The sequence below is a fragment of the Streptomyces sp. NBC_01233 genome (assembly GCF_035989305.1).
In the GTDB taxonomy this organism is placed as follows: domain Bacteria; phylum Actinomycetota; class Actinomycetes; order Streptomycetales; family Streptomycetaceae; genus Streptomyces.
Genome location: NZ_CP108514.1, coordinates 6,191,566 through 6,214,492 on the forward strand (window position 1 = coordinate 6,191,566; position 22,927 = coordinate 6,214,492).

The 22,927-nt window shown below is 69.1% G+C and carries 20 protein-coding genes; 2 read left to right on the forward strand and 18 right to left on the reverse strand.

Annotated features, from left to right (window positions below; genetic code table 11):
• Positions 1–15: 15 nt before the first annotated feature.
• The 4 genes from OG332_RS29640 to OG332_RS29655 all read right to left on the reverse strand — a co-directional run bounded on the left by OG332_RS29640 (position 16) and on the right by OG332_RS29655 (position 7,306).
• Positions 16–666, reverse strand: coding sequence for a hypothetical protein (locus OG332_RS29640; protein WP_327416326.1), 651 nt, complete (start codon positions 664–666; stop codon positions 16–18).
• A 75-nt stretch (positions 667–741) separates the two neighbouring features.
• A complete protein-coding gene (locus tag OG332_RS29645) occupies positions 742–2,301 on the reverse strand; it encodes a type I restriction-modification system subunit M (protein WP_327416327.1) in 1,560 nt (519 codons plus the stop codon).
• Positions 2,298–3,731 (reverse strand): restriction endonuclease subunit S, encoded by a 1,434-nt coding sequence (locus tag OG332_RS29650; protein WP_327419410.1) that lies wholly within the window; start codon positions 3,729–3,731, stop codon positions 2,298–2,300. The genes OG332_RS29645 and OG332_RS29650 overlap by 4 nt, the downstream gene beginning before the upstream one ends.
• A gap of 14 nt (positions 3,732–3,745) precedes the next feature.
• Complete coding sequence (locus OG332_RS29655) at positions 3,746–7,306, reverse strand: type I restriction endonuclease subunit R (protein WP_327416328.1); 3,561 nt, start codon at positions 7,304–7,306, stop codon at positions 3,746–3,748.
• A gap of 360 nt (positions 7,307–7,666) precedes the next feature.
• Between OG332_RS29655 and OG332_RS29660 the strand changes: the two genes are divergently transcribed.
• Positions 7,667–8,554 carry a DUF5655 domain-containing protein gene (locus OG332_RS29660; protein WP_327416329.1) on the forward strand — a complete coding sequence of 296 codons (888 nt, stop codon included), beginning with the start codon at positions 7,667–7,669 and terminating at the stop codon, positions 8,552–8,554.
• A gap of 220 nt (positions 8,555–8,774) precedes the next feature.
• A complete protein-coding gene (locus OG332_RS29665) occupies positions 8,775–9,464 on the forward strand; it encodes a hypothetical protein (protein WP_327416330.1) in 690 nt (229 codons plus the stop codon).
• 39 nt (positions 9,465–9,503) lie between these two features.
• Here the strand turns inward: OG332_RS29665 and OG332_RS29670 are convergent, their stop codons facing one another.
• The 14 genes from OG332_RS29670 to OG332_RS29735 all read right to left on the reverse strand — a co-directional run bounded on the left by OG332_RS29670 (position 9,504) and on the right by OG332_RS29735 (position 22,898).
• The gene (locus tag OG332_RS29670) at positions 9,504–9,686 is read right to left on the reverse strand and encodes a hypothetical protein (RefSeq protein WP_327416331.1); all 183 of its coding nucleotides are present in this window, start codon (positions 9,684–9,686) and stop codon (positions 9,504–9,506) included.
• A 206-nt stretch (positions 9,687–9,892) separates the two neighbouring features.
• A complete protein-coding gene (locus OG332_RS29675; protein WP_327416332.1) occupies positions 9,893–11,188 on the reverse strand; it encodes a DUF317 domain-containing protein in 1,296 nt (431 codons plus the stop codon).
• Between the two features lie 28 nt (positions 11,189–11,216).
• The gene (locus OG332_RS29680) at positions 11,217–12,332 is read right to left on the reverse strand and encodes a DnaB-like helicase N-terminal domain-containing protein (protein WP_327416333.1); all 1,116 of its coding nucleotides are present in this window, start codon (positions 12,330–12,332) and stop codon (positions 11,217–11,219) included.
• Positions 12,332–13,570: a DNA cytosine methyltransferase gene (locus tag OG332_RS29685; protein ID WP_327416334.1), complete on the reverse strand. Its 1,239-nt coding sequence runs from the start codon at positions 13,568–13,570 to the stop codon at positions 12,332–12,334. Before OG332_RS29685 ends, OG332_RS29680 begins: the two co-directional genes overlap by 1 nt.
• Entirely contained in the window at positions 13,567–14,436 is an 870-nt protein-coding gene (locus OG332_RS29690; protein ID WP_327419411.1) for a hypothetical protein, read from the reverse strand. Before OG332_RS29690 ends, OG332_RS29685 begins: the two co-directional genes overlap by 4 nt.
• Before the next feature lie 201 nt (positions 14,437–14,637).
• Positions 14,638–15,474 (reverse strand): hypothetical protein, encoded by an 837-nt coding sequence (locus OG332_RS29695; RefSeq protein ID WP_327416335.1) that lies wholly within the window; start codon positions 15,472–15,474, stop codon positions 14,638–14,640.
• Between the two features lie 148 nt (positions 15,475–15,622).
• On the reverse strand, positions 15,623–16,063 hold the full coding sequence (locus tag OG332_RS29700; RefSeq protein ID WP_327416336.1) for a hypothetical protein: 441 nt from the start codon (positions 16,061–16,063) through the stop codon (positions 15,623–15,625).
• A 143-nt stretch (positions 16,064–16,206) separates the two neighbouring features.
• Positions 16,207–17,016, reverse strand: coding sequence for a hypothetical protein (locus OG332_RS29705; RefSeq protein WP_327416337.1), 810 nt, complete (start codon positions 17,014–17,016; stop codon positions 16,207–16,209).
• A 203-nt stretch (positions 17,017–17,219) separates the two neighbouring features.
• The gene (locus OG332_RS29710; protein WP_327416338.1) at positions 17,220–19,010 is read right to left on the reverse strand and encodes a type IV secretory system conjugative DNA transfer family protein; all 1,791 of its coding nucleotides are present in this window, start codon (positions 19,008–19,010) and stop codon (positions 17,220–17,222) included.
• Between the two features lie 41 nt (positions 19,011–19,051).
• Positions 19,052–19,828 (reverse strand): DUF317 domain-containing protein, encoded by a 777-nt coding sequence (locus OG332_RS29715; protein ID WP_327416339.1) that lies wholly within the window; start codon positions 19,826–19,828, stop codon positions 19,052–19,054.
• A complete protein-coding gene (locus OG332_RS29720) occupies positions 19,825–21,066 on the reverse strand; it encodes an ATP-grasp domain-containing protein (protein ID WP_327416340.1) in 1,242 nt (413 codons plus the stop codon). Before OG332_RS29720 ends, OG332_RS29715 begins: the two co-directional genes overlap by 4 nt.
• 34 nt (positions 21,067–21,100) lie before the next feature.
• On the reverse strand, positions 21,101–21,697 hold the full coding sequence (locus tag OG332_RS29725) for a hypothetical protein (protein ID WP_327416341.1): 597 nt from the start codon (positions 21,695–21,697) through the stop codon (positions 21,101–21,103).
• 17 nt (positions 21,698–21,714) lie between these two features.
• Positions 21,715–22,542 carry a hypothetical protein gene (locus OG332_RS29730; protein WP_327416342.1) on the reverse strand — a complete coding sequence of 276 codons (828 nt, stop codon included), beginning with the start codon at positions 22,540–22,542 and terminating at the stop codon, positions 21,715–21,717.
• Entirely contained in the window at positions 22,533–22,898 is a 366-nt protein-coding gene (locus OG332_RS29735) for a hypothetical protein (protein ID WP_327416343.1), read from the reverse strand. Before OG332_RS29735 ends, OG332_RS29730 begins: the two co-directional genes overlap by 10 nt.
• Positions 22,899–22,927 lie beyond the last annotated feature (29 nt).

The window sequence follows — 22,927 nt, forward strand, 5'->3', positions numbered from 1 at the left end:
CACCCATCCCAGAGGTCAGCCGAGAACCTTGGCGATCGCGAGAGCGATCCGCTCGATCCAGTCGATCGCGTCCGTCACGTCGGCGTCGGAGATCGGGCGCCGCCGCTTGAGGTCGCCGTCCAGCAGGTCCGCGTCATGGGCGATCTTGTTGCGGCGGTCGGTGATGGAGACGTACTGCTTCTTCAGCGTCTGGTCCGTCATCCCCGTGCGGCCGTGGTTCCACTCGTTGAGCTGGACCGCGGCCTTGCCCCAGATGTTCTCCTCCGTGACCAGCTTCAGCGCCTCGCTGATCTTGCGCGGGTTCTGGAGGGAGGCGTTGGCCCACTTCGCCTTGACGTGCTCGGATACGGCGTCGGCGAGCGTGGTGGTACCCCGTCGGACCTCCTCGACCTTCTCCAGCGGCAGCTCGAACTTCGTCAGCTGGTACGGCATTCCAGGACTGTCCGCTGCGGCGAGGTCGGCCACCCGGCGGTACAGCTCCTCGTGGAACCAGTGGTCGATGGCGCTGACCGCCTGCACCCACGCGGCACGGTAGAAGTCACCGATGTCGAAGACGGGGGACTGGAAGGCAGCCAGGCTCTGGCCGGCGAGGACCATCTTCCGGGCGTACTCGATGTTGGTCTTGAACGCCTGGAACTCGCGCGTCTGCGGATGCGGAACTGCCATGGGATGCCCCCGTCTCGCTGATTGATCGAGATCAAGACTTCCGGCGGGACGGGGGCGGGTCAACTCAGTTGCGGGTTAAGCGCCTTCCCCTGGCTGGATCTCGTCAGTGTCGACCGAGATCTCGCCACCGAGCGCCTCCGCGATCGCGGCGAACTCGCTGAGCGCGGCCTGCAAGTCCTCCACGATCTCCTGCGCGATCACCTCGGGCGGCAGCAGGCTGTCGGCGTCGTCGAGGGCCGGGTCCTTCATCCAGGTGATGTCGAGGTTCACCTTGTCGCGGGCGATGAGTTCGTCGTACTCGAAGCACTTGAAGCGCTCGGTCTCGACGCGCTCGCTTCGGTCCTTGCCCGGCAGGTAGGCCTCGACGAACTCCTCCAGGGCAGCGCGAGTGAGCGGGTGCTGCTTGAGGGTGAAGTGCTTGGCGGTGCGGAAGTCGTAGACCCAGAGCTTCGAGGTGTTGTGCGCTCCTCCGCTACGCGGGGGCTTCTTCTCGAAGAACAGGACGTTGGCCTTTACGCCGCCCGCGTAGAAGATGCCGGTGGGCAGACGAAGGATCGTGTGCAGATCGAAGTCTTCGAGCAGGCGACGTCGGATCTTCTCGCCGGCGCCACCCTCGAAGAGCACGTTGTCGGGGAGAACAACCGCCGCGCGGCCATTCATCTCCATCAGCGACATGATGTGCTGGAGGAAGTTCAGCTGCTTGTTGGTGGTGGTGGCGCGGAAGTCATCTCGGTCGTAGGAGATGTCCTGCTTGTCGGCCTTGCCGTCGGTGCCGACGATGGTGATCGCGGACTTCTTGCCGAAGGGCGGGTTCGCGAGGACCAGGGAAGCGTGCTGCTTGGGCTGTTCGGCGAGCGCGTCCCCCTCGGTGATGAGTGACTTGCCGTCAGCGTCCCCGATGCCGTGCAGCAGCATGTTCATCGCGGCGAGGCGAGCGGTACCGGTGACCAGCTCGTTGCCCCAGATCTTGCCGTCCCCGAGCGCGAGCCGCTCCTCGCGGGAGAGGTTCTGCATGTGGTGCTTGCGGATGTAGGCGTGCGCGGCGATGAGGAAGCCGGCGGTTCCGCAGGCGGGGTCGGTGATGGTGTCGCCCGGCTGGGGCTGCATCACGTCGACCATGGCGTCGATGAGCGCGCGGGGCGTGAAGTACTGGCCGGCGCCGGTCTTGGTGTCCTCGGCGCCCTTGGCCAGCAGGCCCTCGTAGGCGTCGCCCTTGAGGTCGGTGCCCTGGATCGTCCAGTCTTCCTTGCCGATCAGCTCGACCACGAGCTTTTCGAGGAGGGCGGGCTCGGTGATCCGGTTCTGCGCCTTGGCGAAGATCCGGCCGAGGGTGGTACCGGGGCTCTTGCCGAGCTCGGCCAGGATCTCGCGGTAGTGGACTTCGAGCTCGATGCCCTTCTTGGAGGCGAGCGACTGCCAGTCGTACTTGGCGGGTACGACGGTGCGAGCCTCGGCCTCGGTGAAGGGGTCGGAGGCGATCTCGTCGGCCATCTTGAGGAAGAGCAGGTACGAGAGCTGCTCGACGTACTCGATGGTGGACAGGCCGTTGTCCCGGAGGACGTTGCAGTAGTTCCAGAGCTTGGCGACCAGGGTGTTGGTCTGAGCGTGCGCCAGGGCGGGGGATGCGGGGGTCACAGCGGAAGCTCCTGCTGAACGGCGGAGGCGGGTGAGGGGGTTGAGGCGGGGGCCGGCGGCGGCGCCACTTCGGCCGCCTTACGGGGCCGACGCGTGCCCCGCTTGACCTTGCCGCCCTGCGCTTCGCGCTCGGCCCGGATCCGATCGAGCAGCACGGAGGCGGGCTCGTCGGCCGGATCTTGAGCAACAAGCTTCCCGCTGTATGCACGAGCGAGTAGAGCTTGCCTCAGGTGGGCCGCCCTCTTCAACGTCCTTTCGAGTTCCCTTCGAACTCGATCGGAGGCCTGGCTGAACTCGGCGATCTGCGCAACGATCTGCTGTTGAGTAGCCAGAGGAGGCAGTGGTACGGGAATTGCCTCGACCTTGGACTTGTTCAGTGCAGGTTGATTGCCGCCGGAACTAGAACTCCGTGACTGCTGATAGCGCTCCTCGAGTACGAGGTACACGTATTCAGGCAGGATACGCGTCTCTGACACTCGAATCGAAGCGCAATTCTGGTTATGTGTCGCTTCGATGTCAAGAATGGCCACCTGCCCCCTAGTCTTTCCCTCGCCAATCATCGCGATCATGACGGTGCCGGGCGGGTGTAGGCGCGTCCTTCGATTACCGACTGCTTCCTCGCTGATGTGCTCCCGCGTGCTGGAAATCCGACCGAAGCTTACTTCGCCGCTTGATACCCACGGGATCGCGCCAGACCACAGCTCCGGCACCTTGCGGCTTGGCGTAGTCCCGACGTAGACGTTGAAAATGCTGCCTACAGTCGTCCAGAGCCATCCGTCCGGAACGTGCCAAGGGTGCTCATGCGGAGCGAGCCGAGAGCGGGGATGGAATTCTTCGGCTGCATCCCCCCTATTGGGCGGCGGGAGGCCTTCGCCTCGCAGCGCGCGGCGAATCGTTGACTGCCGAAGGTGTGAACTGCGGGCCAGCGAGCCACGCAGTGCAGTACATGCCGCATCGAGGCGGGAGAGGTGGTCTTCGAGGGCCTCGACGATGCGGTGCTGCTCCGCGAGCGGTGGCAGCGGTACTGGGATCGAAGACATGGACGCCTTTGTCAACTTAAGGCGAGTGGTTCCGTTGGCGTAGCCCTCGTAGTTGAAGCTATTCAGGTAGTGGACCACGAAACGCGTGGGCGTAACGTCTTCACGTGCGCGCAGAACGTGGGCATGGTTGTTCACCCATGTGGGGCCTGAAATCCTGTACGCCTTCGGCTTGCTGCGGTCGAAGAATTGCACGCCATCTTCGCCGAGGAGCGCCAATTCCTCTGAGAATAGCGGGCGGTCGATCCATCCGACCTGGCCGGTGGCTCCGTAGTAGGGAATGTTTCCGGGGCGCTTTGCCCTTTCCTTCGCGCTGATCGGAACTCGTTGATTGTCGAGAATCTCTACGATTTCATCGAGGCGAGCCATCGCCCACCCTGCAGGCAGCGCCACATCACTCAAGCCGCTCAAGCCAATTCTCGATTCAACTCACTCAACAAAGACCGTACGTCCCGCCCCGGGAAAGCGTGCTGGAAACCGCGGCCCCCGCCCTTCCCCTTGAAGGGCTCCGCGTTGAACTCCTTCGTGCTGATGCCGACGTCGCTCGCCACCACGTCCCGTATGGACCGCAGCCACCACAGCTGCTCCTCTAAGAATTCCGCCCCGGCCTGGCCCTGCTTCAGCAGCCACGCCTCGAAGCGCTCCTCCACCGTCTCACGGTACGGCCGCAGCTCCTCGTCCACGCCCAGCTCGTACCGGATCAGGGAGATCAGATCCGGTACGCCCGCCTCGCGGCCGGGGGAGTGGGCTGCCACGCCCAGGTCCTCGTAGTAGGTCCAGAGGACCTTCGGGGTCCACGCGAAGTGCGGGCGGCGGATCTCCAGCGCCAGCTCCTGGAGCGCCGCGTACGTCTCCGCCGGGGAGACCGACCGCGGGCTGGTCAGGGCGATGCTGACCGCCGCGATGCGGTCGCGCTCCTCCTTCAGGAGCCGGCTCCATCGGTCGACCTGCTCCTTGGCCCGCTCCTCGCGCGGGATCTCGTTCAGATCCGTCACCGCGACGGGCGTGAACTCGTCGAAGACGTAGTCCTTGTCCCGGCGGATCTCGATGATGTGCCGCCGCAGCTCCGGCCGCTCCGTCAGCGGGGCGATCGCGTTCTCGATCAGCCGCCTGGCCGCCGCCTGGCCGCCCTCGTCCAGCGCACGTTCCTGCCGGTCCGGGTCCACCGCCTTGACGATCGCCCCCGCGATCTCGGACAGCGTCTGCCCGCCCGCAGCCCGCGTCAGCTGCTCACGCTCCTCCGTCGTCAGCTGCTGGTTCAGGCGCGCCAGCCGTCCCGCCAGGATCTCGGCCTCGTTCGCACTGATGGACTTCGTACCGGCCTTGTCGAGCAGCTTGGCGAGCGAAACCTGACCCTCGCCCGCCGGCACCAGCGGCCGGGCGTCCACCAGCGGTGAGTCGGTCACGCCCACCGCGTCCACCAGCACGAAGCGGTCCTTGCGCACCGACGCGTCCGCGTCCGGCGTGACCTCCTGGAGCTCCGTCGCGTCGATGGTCCGGGCGCCTCGCCCCTTCATCTGCTCGAAGAGCACCGCGCTGCGCACCTCGCGCAGGAAGATCACGCACTCCAGGGCCTTCACGTCCGTGCCCGTAGCGATCATGTCGACGGTCACGGCGACCCGCATCCGGGGCGAGGTCCGCAGCGCACGGATCAGCTCGTCCGGGTCCTCGCCGGCCTGGCGGCTCTTGTAGGTGATCTTCTTCGCGAAATCATCTCCACGCCCGAAGATCTCCTTGACCTGGGCCAGTACGTCCTCGGCGTGGTCCTCGCCGACCGCGAAGATCAGCGTCTTCGGCAGCTCGCTCCGGCCCGGGAACCAGCGCTGCCAGTTGTCCCGGTACGCCGTCAGCACAGCCCGGATCTCGTCCACCGTGACCACCGACCGGCCGATCTGCCCGGTCGTGTACGTGAAGTCGTCGTCCAGCTCCTGGTAGCGCTGCCGCCGGGTCTTGCGGTCCTTGATCCGTACCGTCGTACCCGACTCGATCTTCGCGCCGCCGTTCTCGCGCAGGTCGGTCCGCATCCGTACGACGTCGAAGTCGACGTTCACCCCGTCCGCGACGGCCTGCGGATAGGTGTACTCGGAGACCAGGTTGCGGCCGAAGAAGCCGAGGGTCTGGAGCGTGGGTGTGGCGGTCAGGCCGACCAGATGCGCGTCGAAGTACTCCAGGACGCCCCGCCACAGGCCGTAGATCGACCGGTGGCACTCGTCCACGATGATCAGGTCGAAGGACTCGATCGGCACATCGGGGTTGTAGGAGACGTCGATCGGCAGGTCGGTCGCGTATGTGTCCTCGTACGCCTCGCTGTCCGCGGCCTCGTCCGCCTGCTCGTCCTCGGCGAGGGTTTCCCCGCGCAGCAGCGAGTACATCTTCTGGATCGTGCAGATGGTGACCGACGAGGTGTCCTGGAGTCCGGCGGCACCCAGCCGGTCGACGTTGTAGATGTCGGAGAGCTTGCGGCCGTCGTCGGGCGTCGTGAACTTCCGGAACTCGTCGTACGCCTGCCTGCCCAGGTTGTTGCGGTCCACGAGGAACAGGACCCGCCGCGCCTTGGCGTGCTTGAGTAGCCGGTACGTCTGCGCCACGGCTGTGAACGTCTTGCCGGCACCCGTCGCCATCTGGATCAGCGCCCGCGCGCGGTCCTCGCCCAGGGACTTCTCCAGACCGGTGATCGCGTCGATCTGGGCGAGGCGCAGGCCGTTGGCCTCCAGCACGGGCAGTTGGCGCAGAGCCGCGCGGAACGTGAGGGCAGCCGGGTTCTCCTCCGCCCGCCGCATCCACCCGGCGACCGTCTCGGGGCGGTGGAAGGAGAAGACCTCGCGGGAGCGGGCATCAGGGTCGAGCCGGTTGATGAAGTAGGTCTCGGTGCCGGTGGTCGCGTACCGGAACGCGAAGGGCTCCGCCTCGCGCCAGACGGCGAGGCGGTGCTCCTTCAGGACTCCGGACGCGTACCGGTCGTTCTGCTCGACGGCGCTGGAGAGGTGGTCGCCCTCGCGCTTGGCCTCGACCACACCGACGATGTGCCCGTCGACGTACAGGACGTAGTCCGCGCGGCCCGTCGCGAGGGTGAACTCGCGGACCGCCACGCCCTGCCCCGCTTCCGGGTTGACCTGGTCGCGGTCCTGCACGACCCAGCCGGACGCGCGCAGCATCCCGTCGATGGCGTCGCGGGCCTGCACCTCGTTGAGCGGGGCCGGCCGCTGCGCACGGTGGATGATCGCCTCGCGGCGCCTGGCGTCGACCTGCCGGGGCTGCTGACGGGCTGCCTCGTACTTCGCCTGCTGAGTGGTGCGCAGCTCATCGATCTGCGAGGTCAGCTGCTCGACGCGGGCCATCAGCTCGCTCTTGTTCGCGTCGGCGCTGGCGATCAGGTGCTCGGCCTCGGCACGTGCCTTGCGCTCAGCTTCGAGGGCATCGCTGGATTCAGCGAGCCGAGTGCGGGCCTGGGTCAGCGCCTGGCGGTGGCCGTCGAGGGCCTCCCGCAGCTCAGCCAGCTCGACCGGGTCGGTGACCTGCGCGGTGTCACCGGGGTCCGTGGGCGGTACGAACTCCGCGACCGTCCGTCGGCCCTCGATGGCGTCGTGGAACCAGAGGCCGAGTTTGTAGCAGACGCGTACGGCGGCCAGGGCCCTTGCCGTGTCGAACAGGTGGCTGTGCGCGGCCTTGTTCCGGTCACGACGCACCCGGTCGAAGTCATCACGGATCTCGGGGACGAGTACCCCGGCACGCGTCAGCGCGGTCAGCCGGTCGATCTGCCGGTCGCCCTCGACCCGCATGCCGATGCGGGTGATCAGTTCCTCGGCGAGGACCTCACCGAACTGTCCGGCCTGGACCAGGGACGAGTTCGGGTGCGTGAATACCGTGGCTTCCGCCGAAGCGCCGTAAAGGGAGAGCAGCGGCTGGTGTTGGTACAGGACCCCGAAGTTCGGTGATCCCTTCGCGAAGTCGCGGAGCCTGTCGTCCACGGTGTCGGTCCCCCCGAATGCTGGTCTGCGGGTATCCATGGTGCGAAACACAAGAAGACCCTCCGAACAGTAATGACACTGTTTGGAGGGTTTCTTTGGCACTTCCTGCGAAGTGCCCCCGGCAGGATTCGAACCTGCGCACACGGCTCCGGAGGCCGTCGCGAAATTCCGAGTTTCCGCAGGTCAGAGAGCTAGGTGACGCATTGTCAGGCTCGCCGTCCCGCGCATGTCCCGCCAGATTGAAATGTCCAAATGGTGTCAACTGTCAGCTTACGCCCGACTTGCCGGTCTCAGGTAAGCCGCTGGAAATAATCCCACACCCCCGGAGTGTTCCCGCTCGGCAACCACACGAACCGGGGGGTGTCGGGCCTGAAACTGTTCCATACGACAAACGGCGTGACCGAGGTCACGCCGCATCTGGCCGAAGCCGAGGCTGATGTGCAGGCCCTCGTCGAGAGCGCGATGGAGGTCATGCTCGGGGTCAGGTTCCTCGCCACCGAGTACAGCACCGGCCCCGTTCACGGCGGACGCGTCGACTCGCTCGGACTGGACGAGAACGGGGCTCCCGTGGTCGTGGAGTTCAAACGCGCCACTGACCCCGGCGTCCTGTCGCAGGGCCTGTTCTACATGGCGTGGCTGATGGACCACCGCACCGAGTTCCAGGCCCTGGTCCGCGAACGCCTCGGGGCGACGGCCGCCTCGCAGGTGCTGTGGAGCGCGCCCCGGCTGATCTGCGTGGCCGGCGACTTCACCCGCTACGACCTCCACGCGGTCCGCGAGCACCGCCGGTCGATCGACCTGGTGCGGTACAGGCTGTACGGCGAGCACCACATCGCACTCGAGACGGTCGCTTCGGTCGCCGGGCAGGCCAAAGCGGCCCCGCGCCCGCGTCGTCGTGGCGCTGACGCGCCGGCGCCTGAGCGGCGGGCGTCGGGGGCGATGGCGGAGCTGGCGGCAGCGGTGGACGAGGTGCTGCTGGGGCTGGGCGAGGACGTCTCGAAGGTCCGGCGCAAGCAGTACGACGCCTACCAGAGGCTGCGGAACTTCGCCTGCGTCACGGGTCGGCAGGACAAGCTCCTGGTGTACCTCAAGGCTGCCCCGGCGGCGGTCGACCTCGTGCCCGGCTTCACCAGGGACGTGACGGGGCTGGGGCATCACGGCACAGGCGACCTGGAGGTCCAGGTGCGCTCGGAGCGGGACGTGGAGCGTGCGGTGGACCTGTTTCGGCTGTCGTACGCCGCGGCGTAGGTGCTGGGCACGGCTCCGCGTGCTTGGGCGGGGCAGGTCGCCGGGGTGGAATCGGATCCGGGTGAGGGGCCTTTCGACGGGGTGGGCGGGGGGTGGCGGTGGAAGGACCAGGATCCGGAGAATCCCCGGTTTCGGAAACCGGGGATCTGGTGGTATGTGCGCCTCTCCCGACCCACTCGATACGGTGTGATGCTCGGCACAGGTGGGGAGATGTCGTGTTGTGGATCAACTGGAGGCGGCCCGAATGACGAAGCGGCGTTCTGGAGCGGAACTGCCCAGCGACCCGGAAATGGTGCGTATTTCCTTCTCTTACGAGGAACTGGCCCAAGCGGACGAGGCCAACGACACCCTGCAGGCGTGGAGAGTGACACTTTCCGCTCTGGACGAAGAGGAGGAAGAGTCTCCGATCGGGTGGCTGACCTTGTACCGCCTGTGCGACTTCACCAACTACAGCCGTGTCCTGGCGGCGGACGAGATCTCCGGGGAACTGCTGCGCATCGCCGAGGCGGTCCTGGAGGGTGAGGTGTACAGCACGGCCTTCGAAGAAGCGGTGGAGATGCCGGTCGGGGACCTGCTGATCCTGGACCGAGTGGTTCTGGACAGGGCGTGGCGCGGCTTTGGCCTCGGTCCGTTCTTTGCCCAGGAGGCGATCCTCCGCCTGGAGGGCGGTTGTTGTGCCATCGCCTGCGCCCCCGGACCCGCTGAGCGGCCCGATGACGGGCTGGAGCGGTCGCAGGAGGAACACGACGCCGCAACCGCGAAGATCGCTGCCCTGTGGGAGACGATCGGCTTCGAGCCGTTCGAGAAGGGCGTCTACCTGCGCGATGCCGCTGGCGACTTCGGTGAAGAGCTGCAGGCTCGCCGTTCGGAACTGGCGCAGTTGTCGAGCGAGTTCCAGTCGGCTCGGTAGGGACGCCTTCCTATCTGGCTGGAGCGTTCCGGCGGGAGGTCAGCGGGTCGCATGCGCCCTGACCCTCGAAGGAGGGTCAGGGCGCAGACCGGTGACCGGGAGGTCGGTGGCGGCCGAGGTGGCAGGGCCCGCGGGCGGTACGACCCGTGTGCCGGGGTCGTGAACGAGTTCGCCGGCGAGGGTCTCCAGGATGTAGACGGGTGCGTTGCGGAAGCTCGGCACTCCTGGACTGAACGTCGTCCTCGATGCCCATGAGGGGCCACGTCGGAAGCCGGGTCGCCCGTAGGCGTGGGCATCGAACGGATAGGTCTGGTCGGGGGTGTGGCTCGTGGTTCGAGAGGATGGTCTCGTCGATCCAGGTCCTTACCTTCTCCCAGTCGCGATGCTCCTCGAAGAAGGCGTCCAGGACCTTCTCGTGGTTGCCGCGCTCAGCGGAGGCGGGCGCGCGGCTGGGGAGGACGCGCGGGGAGCCGAGAGACGAGAGATGCCCGCCGTGTTACGGAGGGCGGCGGCGAAGCGACGTCGGCCGCTGCGGCGGCGAGTTGGACGAGGAGGTCGTGGGGCACGCCTGCGGAGAGGCGGATGGCCCAGGCGGGTCGGTTCGCGTCGTCGCCGCCGAAGGCGGTCCACTGGTCGTCGGCCGCGTGTGGCAGGAACTCGAAGGCGACGCTGTGGTTTGGGGCTTGCCACGTCGTGCGGGCCGGGTGGCTTGCCACAGACCAGCCGGCCTCCTCCAGAGGAGTGTGGGGTGCTGCTGCGTCTACCGGGAGCGGGACGTCGAGGTGGTCGGTGATCGCGTGGATGAGGGGGACGGGGGTGCCGGCGGTGATGGTCGCCCGCCAGAGCCTCTCGCCCACGGGCCCGTCGTACTCGGCGATCGTCCAGGCGATGTCGGTGCGATGGCGGGCCTCGTGGTCGAACTCGGCCCGGACGGTGAGGCTCTCGTGCACGGCGATGGTCGTCTCGTCACTCCAGGTGCGGTGCTTGACCCACTGCTGGCTCGATTCGAAAAGGGCGTTGAGGAGCCGCTCGTGTTCGCCGGGACCGGCGACCGTCGGCGAGGCCGGCTGCGCTTCGGTGAGCTGGAGCCTGGTCGGCGGTGTGGTCTCGCCGCGGAGGGCTCGGCGGACGCTCTGTTCGAGGTCTGTGAGCGGGGCGGGGCCGGGCCGGACTGCGACGGTGTACAGCCTGTGGAACTCTGCCACGGCCTCAGTCTCGTCCTCGTAGGCCATGGCGACTTGGCGGACGTGGTTCTCTCCGTGAAGGTGGACGTGGCGGCGGACGCCAGTGGCGTACGTGCCCACGGCGACGGTCGTGTGCCCGTCGTTGGCGTGGGCGTGGATGATCAGGCGGCCTTCGGCGATGTCGTCGTGGATGCGCTGGGCTTCGGCACTCACCTCGCGGACTTCGTCGCGGGTGCACCAGGGGAAGGGATAGTTGCCCCAGGTCCATTCCGTGTCGATCTCGTCCTGGAGAGCCGTCTCGATCTCGACGGTGAAGCCGTACCGACTCAGTTGCTTGGCTGCGGTGTTCGCGTAGTACGGCTCCTCGTGGTCGATGCGGGCGAGGACCATGGCGTCCGGTCTGATGCTGCAGAAGCCGAGGTCGTGCAGGTGAGAGCGGGCGGCGTCGCTCGTGGAGCCGGAGGTCGTGGCGATGACGGCCGGGTGGTGGTCTGGGTGGAGGGCGAAGCGGATGAGCGCGTCGGCGGGGGCGTGAGGCATGAGGGGCTTTCGGTCGCGGCGGGAATGGTCATCGGCCTGGCCGGGCTGGGGTTCGTGCGGCGGGGCCAGCTCGTACGGCCGGAGTTCGAGGGGCGGCTGACGGGCGGGATGGGGGCTTCTCGCCCGGGTCGTTGGTGGCGTGGTGCCAGCGGGTCCGGACGGAGGACAGTGCGGAGAGTGCCCGGCGGCTGCCGGTGGCCAGTTGGTGGACGGAGGTCGCCTCGTCCGACGTCAGCGTTGCGATCCGGGCGGCGACCGTGACGGCCTGACTGAGAAGGGCGCGCTGGAGGATCTTCTGGCCCCAGTGCTCGGGAGCCCCGGCGGGATGGGAGACCAGGTCGAGGACCTCGTCAGGGCCGAACCCCGGCTGAAGCAGGCCGCGTTGCTGGGCCTCCCACAGGAGGGTGACGGGGTCCACGGGCGCACCTCTGCGGGCGAGGGTCGTCAGGCAGGCGAAGAGGGCGGCGTGCACGGGGACGGTGAAGTCGCTTTCGTGTAGCCAGCGCATCCGCGGCAGGTCGTCGGGGCGGGCGGTCGCTGCGGCCAGCAGCATCCGTTCCTCGTCTTCCGCCTCCGCCGGCGCCTCGGCTGTCGGGCCGGGTGCCGCCGGGGTTCGGGGCATCGACCCGGGGTGAGAGGGGAAGGCCGTGGCCAGCTCGTCGAGGTAGACGGCGAGCTGGTCGGCGCGGGCCAGTACCGTTCCGGCCGGGTCGGGCCCCGGGGTGCGGGCGGCCTGGGAGAGGAGCCCGGCGTGCTGGCGCAGGAGGCGGCGGGCGTGTCCGGAGCGGACCATCTGGGCATAGGCCGGGGCATGGGCGTCTGTGGGGCAGTTGCTGATGAGGATGTGCAGGTAGGCGGCTGTCAGGGCGCGGGTCTGGGCGGCGGCGAGGAGCTGGTTGGGCCATACCGGGCTGGTGCGGTGGACCTCGGGCGTGGGCGGGGAGACCGTGCGCATCGCCGCGAACAGGCTGCTGTGGGCGGCGCTGGCGAAGTGCTCGGGCTCGAGCGGGCCGATGGTCTTCAGGCGGTCGGGTACCAGGAGCAGGGCGCCGAGCAGGGCCTGCTCGGCGTAGTGGACCACAGGCAGGGGCGCCGGATCGCCGAGGGGCTCCTCCTCGGCTGCGGCGCGGGCGTGGTCGGCCATCACGCCGCCAGAACGAAGTCGTCGCGGTTGAGCATGCGTTCCACGTGCGGGGCAATCAAGTGCCCTGCGAGCAGCGGGGGGACGGCGTTGCCGATCTGGGAGAAGCGCTGGCCCTTGGTGCCCTGCCAGGGGTAGGACGCCGGGAAGGATTGCAGGATTCCGGCTTCCTCGGCGGTGATCCGGATGGCCGGCGCCGCGACGGAGCCCAGGGCCGTGGTGGAGCGGGTGGTCCAGATGCATTCGTTGGCGCGGTTGCCGAAGAACAAGGTGGCGGCCGGCTCGGTCACGGGGCGGACAGCCGCGTTCGCCTGGCTGTTGCTGCGCAGAACCCAGTCCGGACCGGCCGTGCAGCGCGGCGACGGCCGGGCCCCTTCCCGGCACCTGCACGGCGAGCTGGCCTTGGAGCTCCGGGAGGGTTCCATGCGGGGCGGGGGGCTCTGCCAGGCGCCGCGGTCGCGGGCGTCGGACAGCGTCTTACGGGAGCCGGACGGGAAGGGTTCGGGCCCGCCCCCGGGTCCGCCGCCGGCGCACACAGTGGGCACGGGCCCGTCCGTGCGTCCCCAGCCCAGGGCTTCGGCCATGGACACCCATCGCTGGCGGCCGGGCCCGAAGAGGGATTCCTGCTCGCCGAGTTTGGCGTGCGTGGGTTCGGGCGGGGCGGCCCGACGGGTGCGGGAGGCGATCAGGATCGCCCTCCTCCTGGTCTGCGGTACGCCGTAGTCGGCCGCGTTCAGGATGCCGCTCCAGGTGGAGAACCCCCAGGTGCGCAGCACGGCGGCGTACTGCTTCCACAGCGGTGCGACGTCGGGCACCTCCTCCATCAGCACCCACTCCGGCTCGCCCACGGTGTGGAGAGCGTGGAGGTATCGCATTGGCTCGGCGGCCAGTAGCGACCGCGGGTCCTGGCAGGCGGCAAGCAGCTGGGGCCGGGTGTCGCGGCCGACCGCGAGGTCGGCAACGGCCTGGTGGACAAGGGGCTGGTCGACAAGCCCGAGACGTTTGCCGGCCATGCTCCATGCCTGGCAGGGCGGGCTCGCTATCAGCCCGCGGGTCCGCCCCACGAAGGGTCGGACCGGGTACAGCGCGACGTCGGTACGGATCGTGGTCTGCCCGGCTGCGGCGCGAGTCTTGCAGGCCCATTCGTCCCACTCCAGGCCGACGTCGCGCACACCCAGCACGTGCAGGGCATGCCCCCAACCGCCCGGACCGGCGAAGAGGTCCACGATGAGGTCTCTCATACGGCCAGCCCGAAGTCGTCCCGGACCGGTTCGGGCTGCTCACCCCGGCAGGCCCACGGCGAGCAGCCGTCCACGACACCGGCTTCGAGAGCCTCCGCGTCCGGAGCGTCGTTCTCCTGCTGGAGGGCGGCCCATTCTGCTGCGGTGACATGGTCGATCGGCGCCTCGGAAAGGGGTACCCGGGACCGGTGCAGAAAAGCCTGGCCGAGGAGCGGGTTGCCGCTCGCGTTCGCGCGGGCATTGCCCTGGCGGATGGCCGCATCGAACTCGACTACGTCAGCCCATTCGCTGGGAGAACTGTCCCTGATGCTGCGCCATTGCGAATTTCCGTGAAATGGGCAACCGAGGCAGCTCGACTTGGGTGTATCGGCCAGTCCGATCCGCTCCAAGTAGCGGAGACAGTCAGCCCTAGACCAATCTATATCCAGGAGTGGGTGTGTGTTGTGCATGTACTGGACGCCGGAGTCCTTGGCCCGGTGGAACTCATCCGTACTGATGCCGACCCACTGCTCGACAAACACCCCCTTTGGCACCCTGGCGGGATAGGGGTACCCGAGGATTTCTCGGACCTTCTTTTTGATGGGTTTTATTTTATATTCCCCGGTGCATTGGCGCCGGGTCATTCCTTGCTTTCCGTCCTTGTTTAGGATGTAGAGCGGCATGGAAGCGAATCTGTGGCTCGGGTCAAGGGCGTCGTTGCGAATGTTTCCCGAAGACACGCGAAGGATCGGAATTCCGGCCGGGGTGGCGATCTCGCGTTCAAGGCGGTCGAGGTGCTCGTACACCTTCTTCGGCTCCCAGCCGGTGTCCGCGAAGATCGCGACGTCGATCTTGGGGAGGGTGCCGTCGGCGGACAGGCACAACAGGACCGAGCTTTGGACCCCGGCACCAAGCGAAAGGGCGCGGAGGGCCGGGCGGAGGGCGGTGGCCGCGGTGTTGGTGGCCGACTGGTGCGGTGTGGTGGAGGTTTTGGCGGTGGTGGGGATGGCGGGTCCTTGCGGGTGGTGCCGCCCGCGGCGTGGGCGGCGTCGTTCATGGGCGGGTCGGGAAGAGGGGAAGCGGCTCCGTCAGCGGCCTCGTGCCGGTGTCGACGTGGCGGGCGCTGGGGGTACGGCAGGGGTGGCGGACGCCGGGGTGGTGGGGGGAGCCGCGAGGAGGGCGGCGACGGTGCTCGCTCCGCTGGCGGTGAGGCGGATGCGGTCCTGGGCCGGGCCGTTGTCGTAAGCCGGTGGCGCGGTGGCGGGCTCGCGTGTGATCAGGCCCTTGCTTTCCAGGGAGCGCAGGGTGCTGATCCGGACGCGGCCGTCGCGGCTGTGGACGTACTGCCGCCCCAGGCTCTGGGCCATCACGACGTGGCCGCGGGCGGCTGCGTGGAGAGCAGAGAGTTCGGCGGCGGCCAGGCCGTCGGATGCCCCTGCCGCGGCAGGCCGGCGCCGTTGCGTTTCCCGGGCGATCCCAGTGGCGGACTCGACGGCTGCCTCCGGAGCGAGTGCGGTCAGCTCCTGCGCCAGCTGAACCTGGCGGTCGACGCCGTCGGGCGGGCCGGTGCGTTCGGGGTTCGTTAGGGATGCGGCGGTGACCACGGCCTGCGCCTCGGCCAGGTGGCGGGCCGCTTCGCTGCTGAGGTAGGCGATCTGCTTGATCCGTACCGTGGCGTCGATCAGGTCGGCGCTCGCGTACAGCTGCTGGTCCTGGACGGCTTTGACTGCCGCGAGGGACTCGTGTGCCAGCTGCGCCGCGGAGTTGGCGTGCGCACCAAGCTCTGGACCAGAGGCGTGGGTGGGCCGGAAGAGGGCGAGGGCGTCGTTGTGCCGGGTGTAGTTGCCAGACAAGGAGAGGAGGAGTTCGACGGGTGTGCGGGGCTCGGGCATATCGAACAACTGGCCGTCGGTGGGCTCGGTCATAGTCAGGGAGGGCCTTCGGGTGGGGCCGGGTGCCGAAACGCTCGGGACGCGGCGGGGCGGGAAGCCGGGAAATCCGGGAGGGGCGGGGGAGACGGGCCTCAGCAATGCGCGGGAAGTGCCACGTTCAGTGCTGCCGCCCAGGTCGGCTTCAGAGCCGGGATCGTGCAGCTGATGCGGCAGGCGCAGGGAGGCTGGGTGCCGGCACGGCGGGCGTGCCGGGCTGCGTGAAGGCAGGCGCTAGCTGTTGGAGTTCGCTGGCCAGGTGCTGGGCGAGTGCCTGGCTGGTGACGAGACGGGCGTGCACCGTCTCTGGCAGTCGGTTCCAGCGGGCCTGGAGTCGGGCCCGTTCGATGAGCGCGGCGGCGGCCTCCAACTGGGCAGAGACCAGGCCGAGCACTGCCTCCTGGTCGTCGTCGTGACCGGTGGCCTGGAGCAGCTCGTCCAGTGCACCCGGCAGCGGCGGGCGTTCGAGCGGAAGGCCGTACAGCTGGGCGTGCAGTGTGTTGGCGAGGCCGAGCACGGGTCCGCCGGAGGAACGGAAGTCGTAGCGGGAGGCGGCGCTGCGCAGCAGGCCGAAGCTGACGGTCACGACGTGTGGCGGAGGCGGCGGGTTGGTGGAGATGCGGGTGGCGAGGGCGCGTGCGATGTCGGCGGGGGTGGGTGCGCCGAAGTGGTTGGTGGGGGGCGTGAGATCTCCTGGGTGGGTACGGGGCGGTGGTGTGGTCCGGCCGCTCAGCGGCGGGCAACCGCCGGGCCTGCCGAGTTCGTTCTTGCCGGAGCAGGGGTCGTGGCGGTGACGGAGCGGACCCGACGGGTGCTGGCTGCGAGCAGGGCCTGGACGCCGGTGGTGGTGAGCCGCAGACCGAATCGGTCCTGGTGTTCCGGGAGCGGTGTGACGGTGATGAGCTGTTTGGTGACGAGGGCGTCGACTGTGGTCGGCAGGACGTGCGCGGACAGGGGGGATACGACCTCCCGGATGCCGTAGCGCTCGCGGAATACGCCGTCGCCCCGCGCCAGGGAAGCGAGCCCTTTGCGTTGGGCGTCGCTGATCGTGACGGTCTTGCCTCCCGGGCTCAGGCCCTCCCGCGCGGCACGTATCTGGGCGTAGAGGAGGCCGTCGTGCCGCAGCAGGGCGGCGCGGATCTGCTCGACGGCCGAGGGCGCTCGGGACAGCGGGGCGCGGGTCTGTTCCAGGAGGCCGCCGGCAGAGGCGGTGTCGTCGTGAGCGAGAGCCGAGATGGTGTCCGCCGCCCGTGCGGCGGCGGTCGTGGTGGCCTCGGTCAGCTGGCACAGGAGGGCGACGGCCTCCCGGCCGTCGAGGGTGGTCGGCGCGTCGCTCAGCGCCGCCTTGGAGAGCAGCTGGCCGCAGAGCAGCGAAGTCCGGTGCAGGGTGCCGCTGATCCGCACCATCTCCTCCAGCTGCCCAGGGCCCGCGCTGCGCTGCTTCTTGAGGCCGTCGAACCCGTACGCGGCATCGAGCAGCAGGTTGGTGAGGAGCAGCAATTCCTCGTTACTCGGGCCGAGGGCGAAGGACTGGGGCAAGGGGTCTCCTGGGAAAGGGGAAGGCGGATGCCTTATGGCACAGGTACGGGCAATGGGGCGGCCCACCGTGGCGATCGGCCGCAGCAGCCCGGTCTTGTCGGCGGCGCTGACGACAAAGGCCATCCAGGCCGACGACGGGCGGCGGCGTCAGGCGTGGGTGAAGGCATCTGTGTGGCGGAACCGCACGGGTGTGAGGTGCGGGATTACGCGGCCTTCTTGAAGTCGGCCTGCGTAGGGGCGGCTTTGGCGACGGCCCGCGCTGTGATCGCCTCCGAGGCTGCCTTGGACGCGGCGGCCAGGTCGCCCGCGCCCGGTTCGAGGTACCAGGGGCGCAGGTCGAGCGCGGCCGGGCGGAGCCCGGTGGCGAAGAGCAGGGCGGTGCCCTTGGGCAGCGCGCGGATCCGGTCCGCGGGCAGGATCCGCTCCTGCCGCATGCTGATCGAGGTGGACTTGCCCGAGTCGGAGATAGAGGTGGACTTCGTCTCGACGTCGTGGTCGCCGATCAGCCGGCTGAGCTTGTCCGCGAAATCGGGATCATCGATGCCGGCACCGATGACCTTGATCGTTGCCGCCGACCACATGGCGTCCATGCCTGCGTCCGACCACACTTTCTGACCCTGCCGGTAGCTCTGCAGGATCGTGATCGGGATGATCCCGCGGGAACCCAGGTGCGAGTACAGATCCGGCAAGTCGGAGATTTTGCACACGTTTGCGGCCTCGTCGAGGATCGCGAGCATGGGCGGGTCGAGGCGTCCGCCGCTGCGTTCGGCTCGGGAAGTCGCCGCCCGCATCACCGAGTCCGCGCACGCCGCGATCAGCGCGGAGGCTCCGCCGCCACCGTCCTTGGAGAGCAGGAACAGCGTGTCGGTGGAGGCCACGAAATCGGCCGGGTGGAACTCCGGGACGTCCTTCTGCGGGGTCACCCAGGTGGCGATGTCGGCGCTGAGTAGGGCGGACGCGTACTGTCTCGCGGTCTCATACACACCGTCTCTGGTTTCCGGGGGTCCCTCGACCGTTCCCTTCAACTGGGCTGCGACGGCGGTGAAACCGTGGTCGCGCAGGATGTCGAGGGGGCGCCGGTCGGCGGGGAAGGCCAGCCACTGCATCACGTCCGTGATCGGGCGGTTGTCGAGGGCTGCGGCCAGGAATAGCTGAGACAAGACGTTGGATCCGGCCTTGGACCAGAAGTCGCCTTGCTGGCTTGCGTCCACGGACGCGGCGAGGAAGTGTCCCGCCAACCGCCCCGCGCCCTCCAGAGACTTCGCGTCCGCCAACGGGTTCCACCACATGGTGCGCGGTGCGTGGGCGATCTGCTGGGGGTCCATCGACCACACCCGCCCTACCTTGCTGCGGGCGTCGAAGCAGGTCGTATAGGCGTCACCGGCCGCTTTGTTGCTGGTGAGGAGTACGGCGCCGGGCGCGGCCAGGATGGAGGGAATCGCCAGCGAGGTGGTCTTGCCGGAGCGGGGGGCCATGATCGCGACCGCTACGTCCTCCCACCCCATCCGGACTTCGGTCTTGCTGCCCTGGAGGTTGCCGAGGAGGATCCCGGTGTCGGACGGGGCGATGCGTTGGGCGTCCTTCAGGCTCGGGCGCAGGCTGCGGGCTTTGTCGGTGATGGCGGCGGCCAGGACCGGTGCGATGTCCTTGGCCTTAGCGGTGCCCTCGATGCGGCGCTTCCTGTTGCCGCCGAGCGTGCCCTTGTGGCGGCTCCACCACAGGCCGCTGGCGGCGGCCAGGGCGAGCAGGGCCAGGACGGGCAGGATCCGCGCACCGATCAGCAGGGACGTTTCTCCCAGGCCGGGCCAGAGCTGGTCGGGGCGTATGAGGGCGTCGGCGGGCCGGTAGGCGGCCCTGGTGTTGCCGGTGGCCAGGGCAGTGAGGTTTCCGCCGAGCCAGGCGAGGTGGGCGAGGGGGATGGCGACGGCGAAGGCCCCGAGGAGGACCTTGAAGGCTATGTCGTAGCCGTCGGAGGAGGAGCTGGGCTGGGACAAGGGCGCGCGATTCCATGGAGGGGTCGGGGGGACGAAGGGGGTCAGCGGGTGCGGCGCGGCAGAGATCGGCCGGGTGGCTGTGGCAGCAGCGGTGTGCCGGTGCGGTGGGCGGCGAGGCGGTCGACCCTGTCCCACAGGGCGTACTCGGCCTGATGGGCGGGAACGCGTTCGCGGGCGATGCGGACGCTGTACCGCAGGAAGGCGGCCATCTCCTTCTCGTCACGCAGCAGGGGCTCGGCGGAGACCATGCCTGCGAGGACCGCGGCGGCCAGGTGGGGCGGGGTGTGGTCGGAGAAGTACGCCCGCCAGGCCGTACGGGCAGTGGGCTCGGAGGTCCAGGGGCCGTCGTGGGCGGTGACCTCTATGTGCAGCGCGCCGAGAGGGTGCCGGGAGACGGTGACGAATCCGTCGGGCGAGGAGATCTGGTGCTCCAGGACGGAGCGCTTCCAACCGGCCTGCTCCAGGACCTGCATCGGATCGGCCGCGCTGTCGGCCGGGCCGGTGGTGAGGGCGTCGGTGGCGGCAGCGATGATCTCGGCCGGGGTCCGGGCGCCGAAGCGCATGGTCCACGCCTTCTCGCCAGCGGTGGTCCCGGTGTGGTGCAGGGTCCACCAGTGTTCGTCCGGGTCCGGTGACAGCAGCAGTTCGGCCTGCCGGTCGCGGCGGGTGAGCCGTACGACCGGGCTGAGGGGGATGTGTGCGGGCTGCCAGCGGAATGCCTTCTGAAGAGGGGCTGTCACCCAGCGCGGGTCACCGCCGCCGGCCAGATATCGGGGGGTGACCTGGGCGAGTACCGGCGGCTTCTCGGGCTCGTTCACTCCCGCCCGCTGTCCGTGACGGTGACGGCTATGTGGTTCGCGGTGACCGTGCGGCGCGCGACGGCGAGTTCGAGGGTGGCGGCGTGGGTGGCGAACAGGCCGATGCGGGCGGAGTCGAGGTCGCCTGCGGGCGGCAGGAGGACTTCGTCGCCTTCCTCCATCAGCCAGGCCGGGCCGTGCACCCACCCGGCGGCCTCGGTGAACCCGCCGACGATGGCCCGCTCGGCGAGGGTGCCGGAGGCGGGGGCGTAGAGGACCTTGATGGCGACGGCCTGGTGCCGGGCGGGGGTGAGGTCGGGGGCCCAGCCGACGGCCAGGTCGGCGGCGATCCGCGGCAGGGACAGTCCCGTTGCCCGCCAGACCGCCCAGCCGATCCAGTCCCCGCCGATCCTCGCGTTGACCTCGATTACGCGCGGTCCGGAGGGGGTGAGTCGCAGTTCCACGTGCTGGATGCCGTTCATGGTGCCGGTGGCCTTCACCGCCGCCGAGGCGATGGGCGCGACGGTCTCCAGCAGCGGGTCGCCGGCGGTGAGGGTGTGGCCGATTTCCTCGAACAGCGGCTCGGCCCCGAGTTCCTTGCGGGTCACCGCGACTGCGGTGGTCACGCCCTGGTACGTCACGCACTCGACGCTGACTTCCTCGCCGGACAGGTACTCCTCGACCAGGACGACGGTGTTGTCTCCGCCGTGGAGCTGGACCCCGCGGGTGGCGAATGCGTAGGCGTCGGCCAGGTCCTCCTGCGTCTCGGCCTTGATGACGCCGATGCTGCCGCCGACCGAGGCGGGCTTGACGACGACCGGATAGCCGATGGCAGATGCTGCCGAGAGGGCCTCGTCCAGGGAGTTCGCCGCGGTGGACCGGGCCGACGGAACACCGTGGGCAGCGAACGCGGCGCGGCTGGCAGCCTTGTCCCGGCAGGTGCGGACCGACTCCACGCTGGTAGTGGCGAGACCGAGGTGCTCGGCCAGCCGGGCCACCGCAGTCAGGTGTCCTTCGGCCCAGGTCACCACGCCCGCGATCGGGCGGCGCTCGGCGAGCGCCTCACCAGCAGCGAAGAGGCCGGCCTCATCCTCGATGTCGCTGACGATCTCGTGGTCGACCACGTGGGGTCCTTCCCAAGTGATCGGACCGGTCGTGATGACGGCGACGTCGTAGGCATCGGCAACCTGGCGCAGGCAGTAGCCGCGATAGATGTCGTCACCCGGGGCGACGACGAGGACGAACGGACGCAGGGACAAGCGGACTCCAAGGCAGAAGGGAAGAGAGGTTGGTTCAGCGGCGGGTCGTGCGACCGGCGGTGGCCGGCGGAGCAGGTGGCGGCGGGGTGGTGGTTTCGATCCGAGGGCCTGCGGCGGTGCGTACGGCGGAGGTGTGGATCTCCAGGACGGCACGGCCGTGGACGAACCAGCCGTACAGGGCGTTCCACGCCTCCGCGTTACGGGCGTCGACTGCAGCCTGGCGGGCCTCCGCGCTTGCATGAGGATGGGCAGCGAGGAGGGTTCGGCACTCCGTCCTGATGGCCGTTATCTGGTCGAGCGCGTCGCGCAGTTGGGTCAGTTGCCAGGCCCAACGGTTCTGGACGGAAGAGGCGGGGACCCGTTCGAGGTCGGCCTCGGCGGCGTCGAGCAGGACGCCGGCCTCCTCGCTGACCGGTTCGAACGCCTTCCACACCACTTGGTCCCGGTCGGCCTTGCGGTCGTCGTAGCTCTCCGGGTCGTACGGCCAGCCATCGAGATCGGTGTGCTCGTCGGAGTACAGGTCCCAGGCGTCGACCGCCGCATCCGCCGTGCGCAGGAAGGTCGCAAGACGGCTGACCATCTCCTGAAGGCCGGGGACGGCAGTGCTGCCGAAGGGGGCGGATTGGGGCACGGGCGGGCCTTCGGGTTTCAGGGGCGGGATGTACGGGAGTGCGCCGGACTTGCCGGAGCGGCGGCCGGGGCCGGTAGGCGGGTGGTGAGGTGGGTGCGGCGCTGGGAGCGGGCCTGTGCCCGGGCGGCGTCGATGCGGGTGAAGTGGGCTTCGACTGCCTGCTGGGGAGTGAGCGGGCTGGGGTTCTGCCGGGCGCTGTAGTGATCGAGGTCGTACATGCCGCGCAGGACGGGGGCGGCCGAGACGAGCTGTTCGGCCAGGCCGGCCATGAGGTGCTCCGGAACCGGGCCGCTGATCCACATCTTCCAGATCGGCGCACCGATGTGGTCGGGCTGGACGATGCGCCAAGCCAGGTGGTCGGAGGAGTCGTTGAAGATCGGACGCAGTTCGGCGCGGATCGGCAGCTCCGGTGCAGGCGAGCGGGCCTGGCCGGTGCCGTCCGGCCGGCGCTCCACGGCCCAGCCGGCCTTCTGCATGTGCTCCCACGGACTGCTGTCGCCCCGGCGCGGCCCGTGGAGAAGGCCGTCGGTGAATCCGGCGATGATCTCGGACGGCACCATCCGGTCGAAGGAGGCGTTCCACGTCCAGTCGACGGACTGGATCCGCCACGGCGAGCCGGAGGCGAAAGGATCGACCACCAGCTGGTGCCGGGCCTCGTCGGGGCCAGCCAGGGCGATCCGGAGGTCGCCGGGGGCGGAGGTGAGGGTCCAGCCGGCGGCGAGCAGGGCGTGGGTGACGTGGCGTGGGTCGCCGGGCCCGGCGAGGGGGCGGGGCGTGGTCTCGAAGGGGATCTTCGTGGCGTGGTCCTCGGCGTACGAGGCCCGCTGGGCGGGGCTTACCGCCACGGGACCGCCTGGGCGGGTGCCCTGCGGACGGAGGCAGTCCGCAGGGGTTCCAGGGTGAGGTCGAGCAGCCGCAGGTCCTGCAGGACGGATGCGGCCTCGATGTACTCGCCCAGGGTCGCCTCGACGGTTTCGGTGCGGGGAACGGTGGTCTCCTGGGCGAGGTAGCGGGCGATGCCGCGCAGGGCTTCGCCGAGGCGGGCTGCGGTACCTGTATCGGCGTCGACGAGCGCGGCGATCAAGGGAAGGGCATCGGCCAGGCTGGGACCGGTCCGCAGGTGGGCGGCGAGGCGGTGCAGGGTCTGGGCGGACGCGCGGACCTCTTCCGCGGTCAGCTGGGTGGTGGGTTCGTCGGTCATCGAAAGCTCCGGGGAGGGGAAAGGCGGTT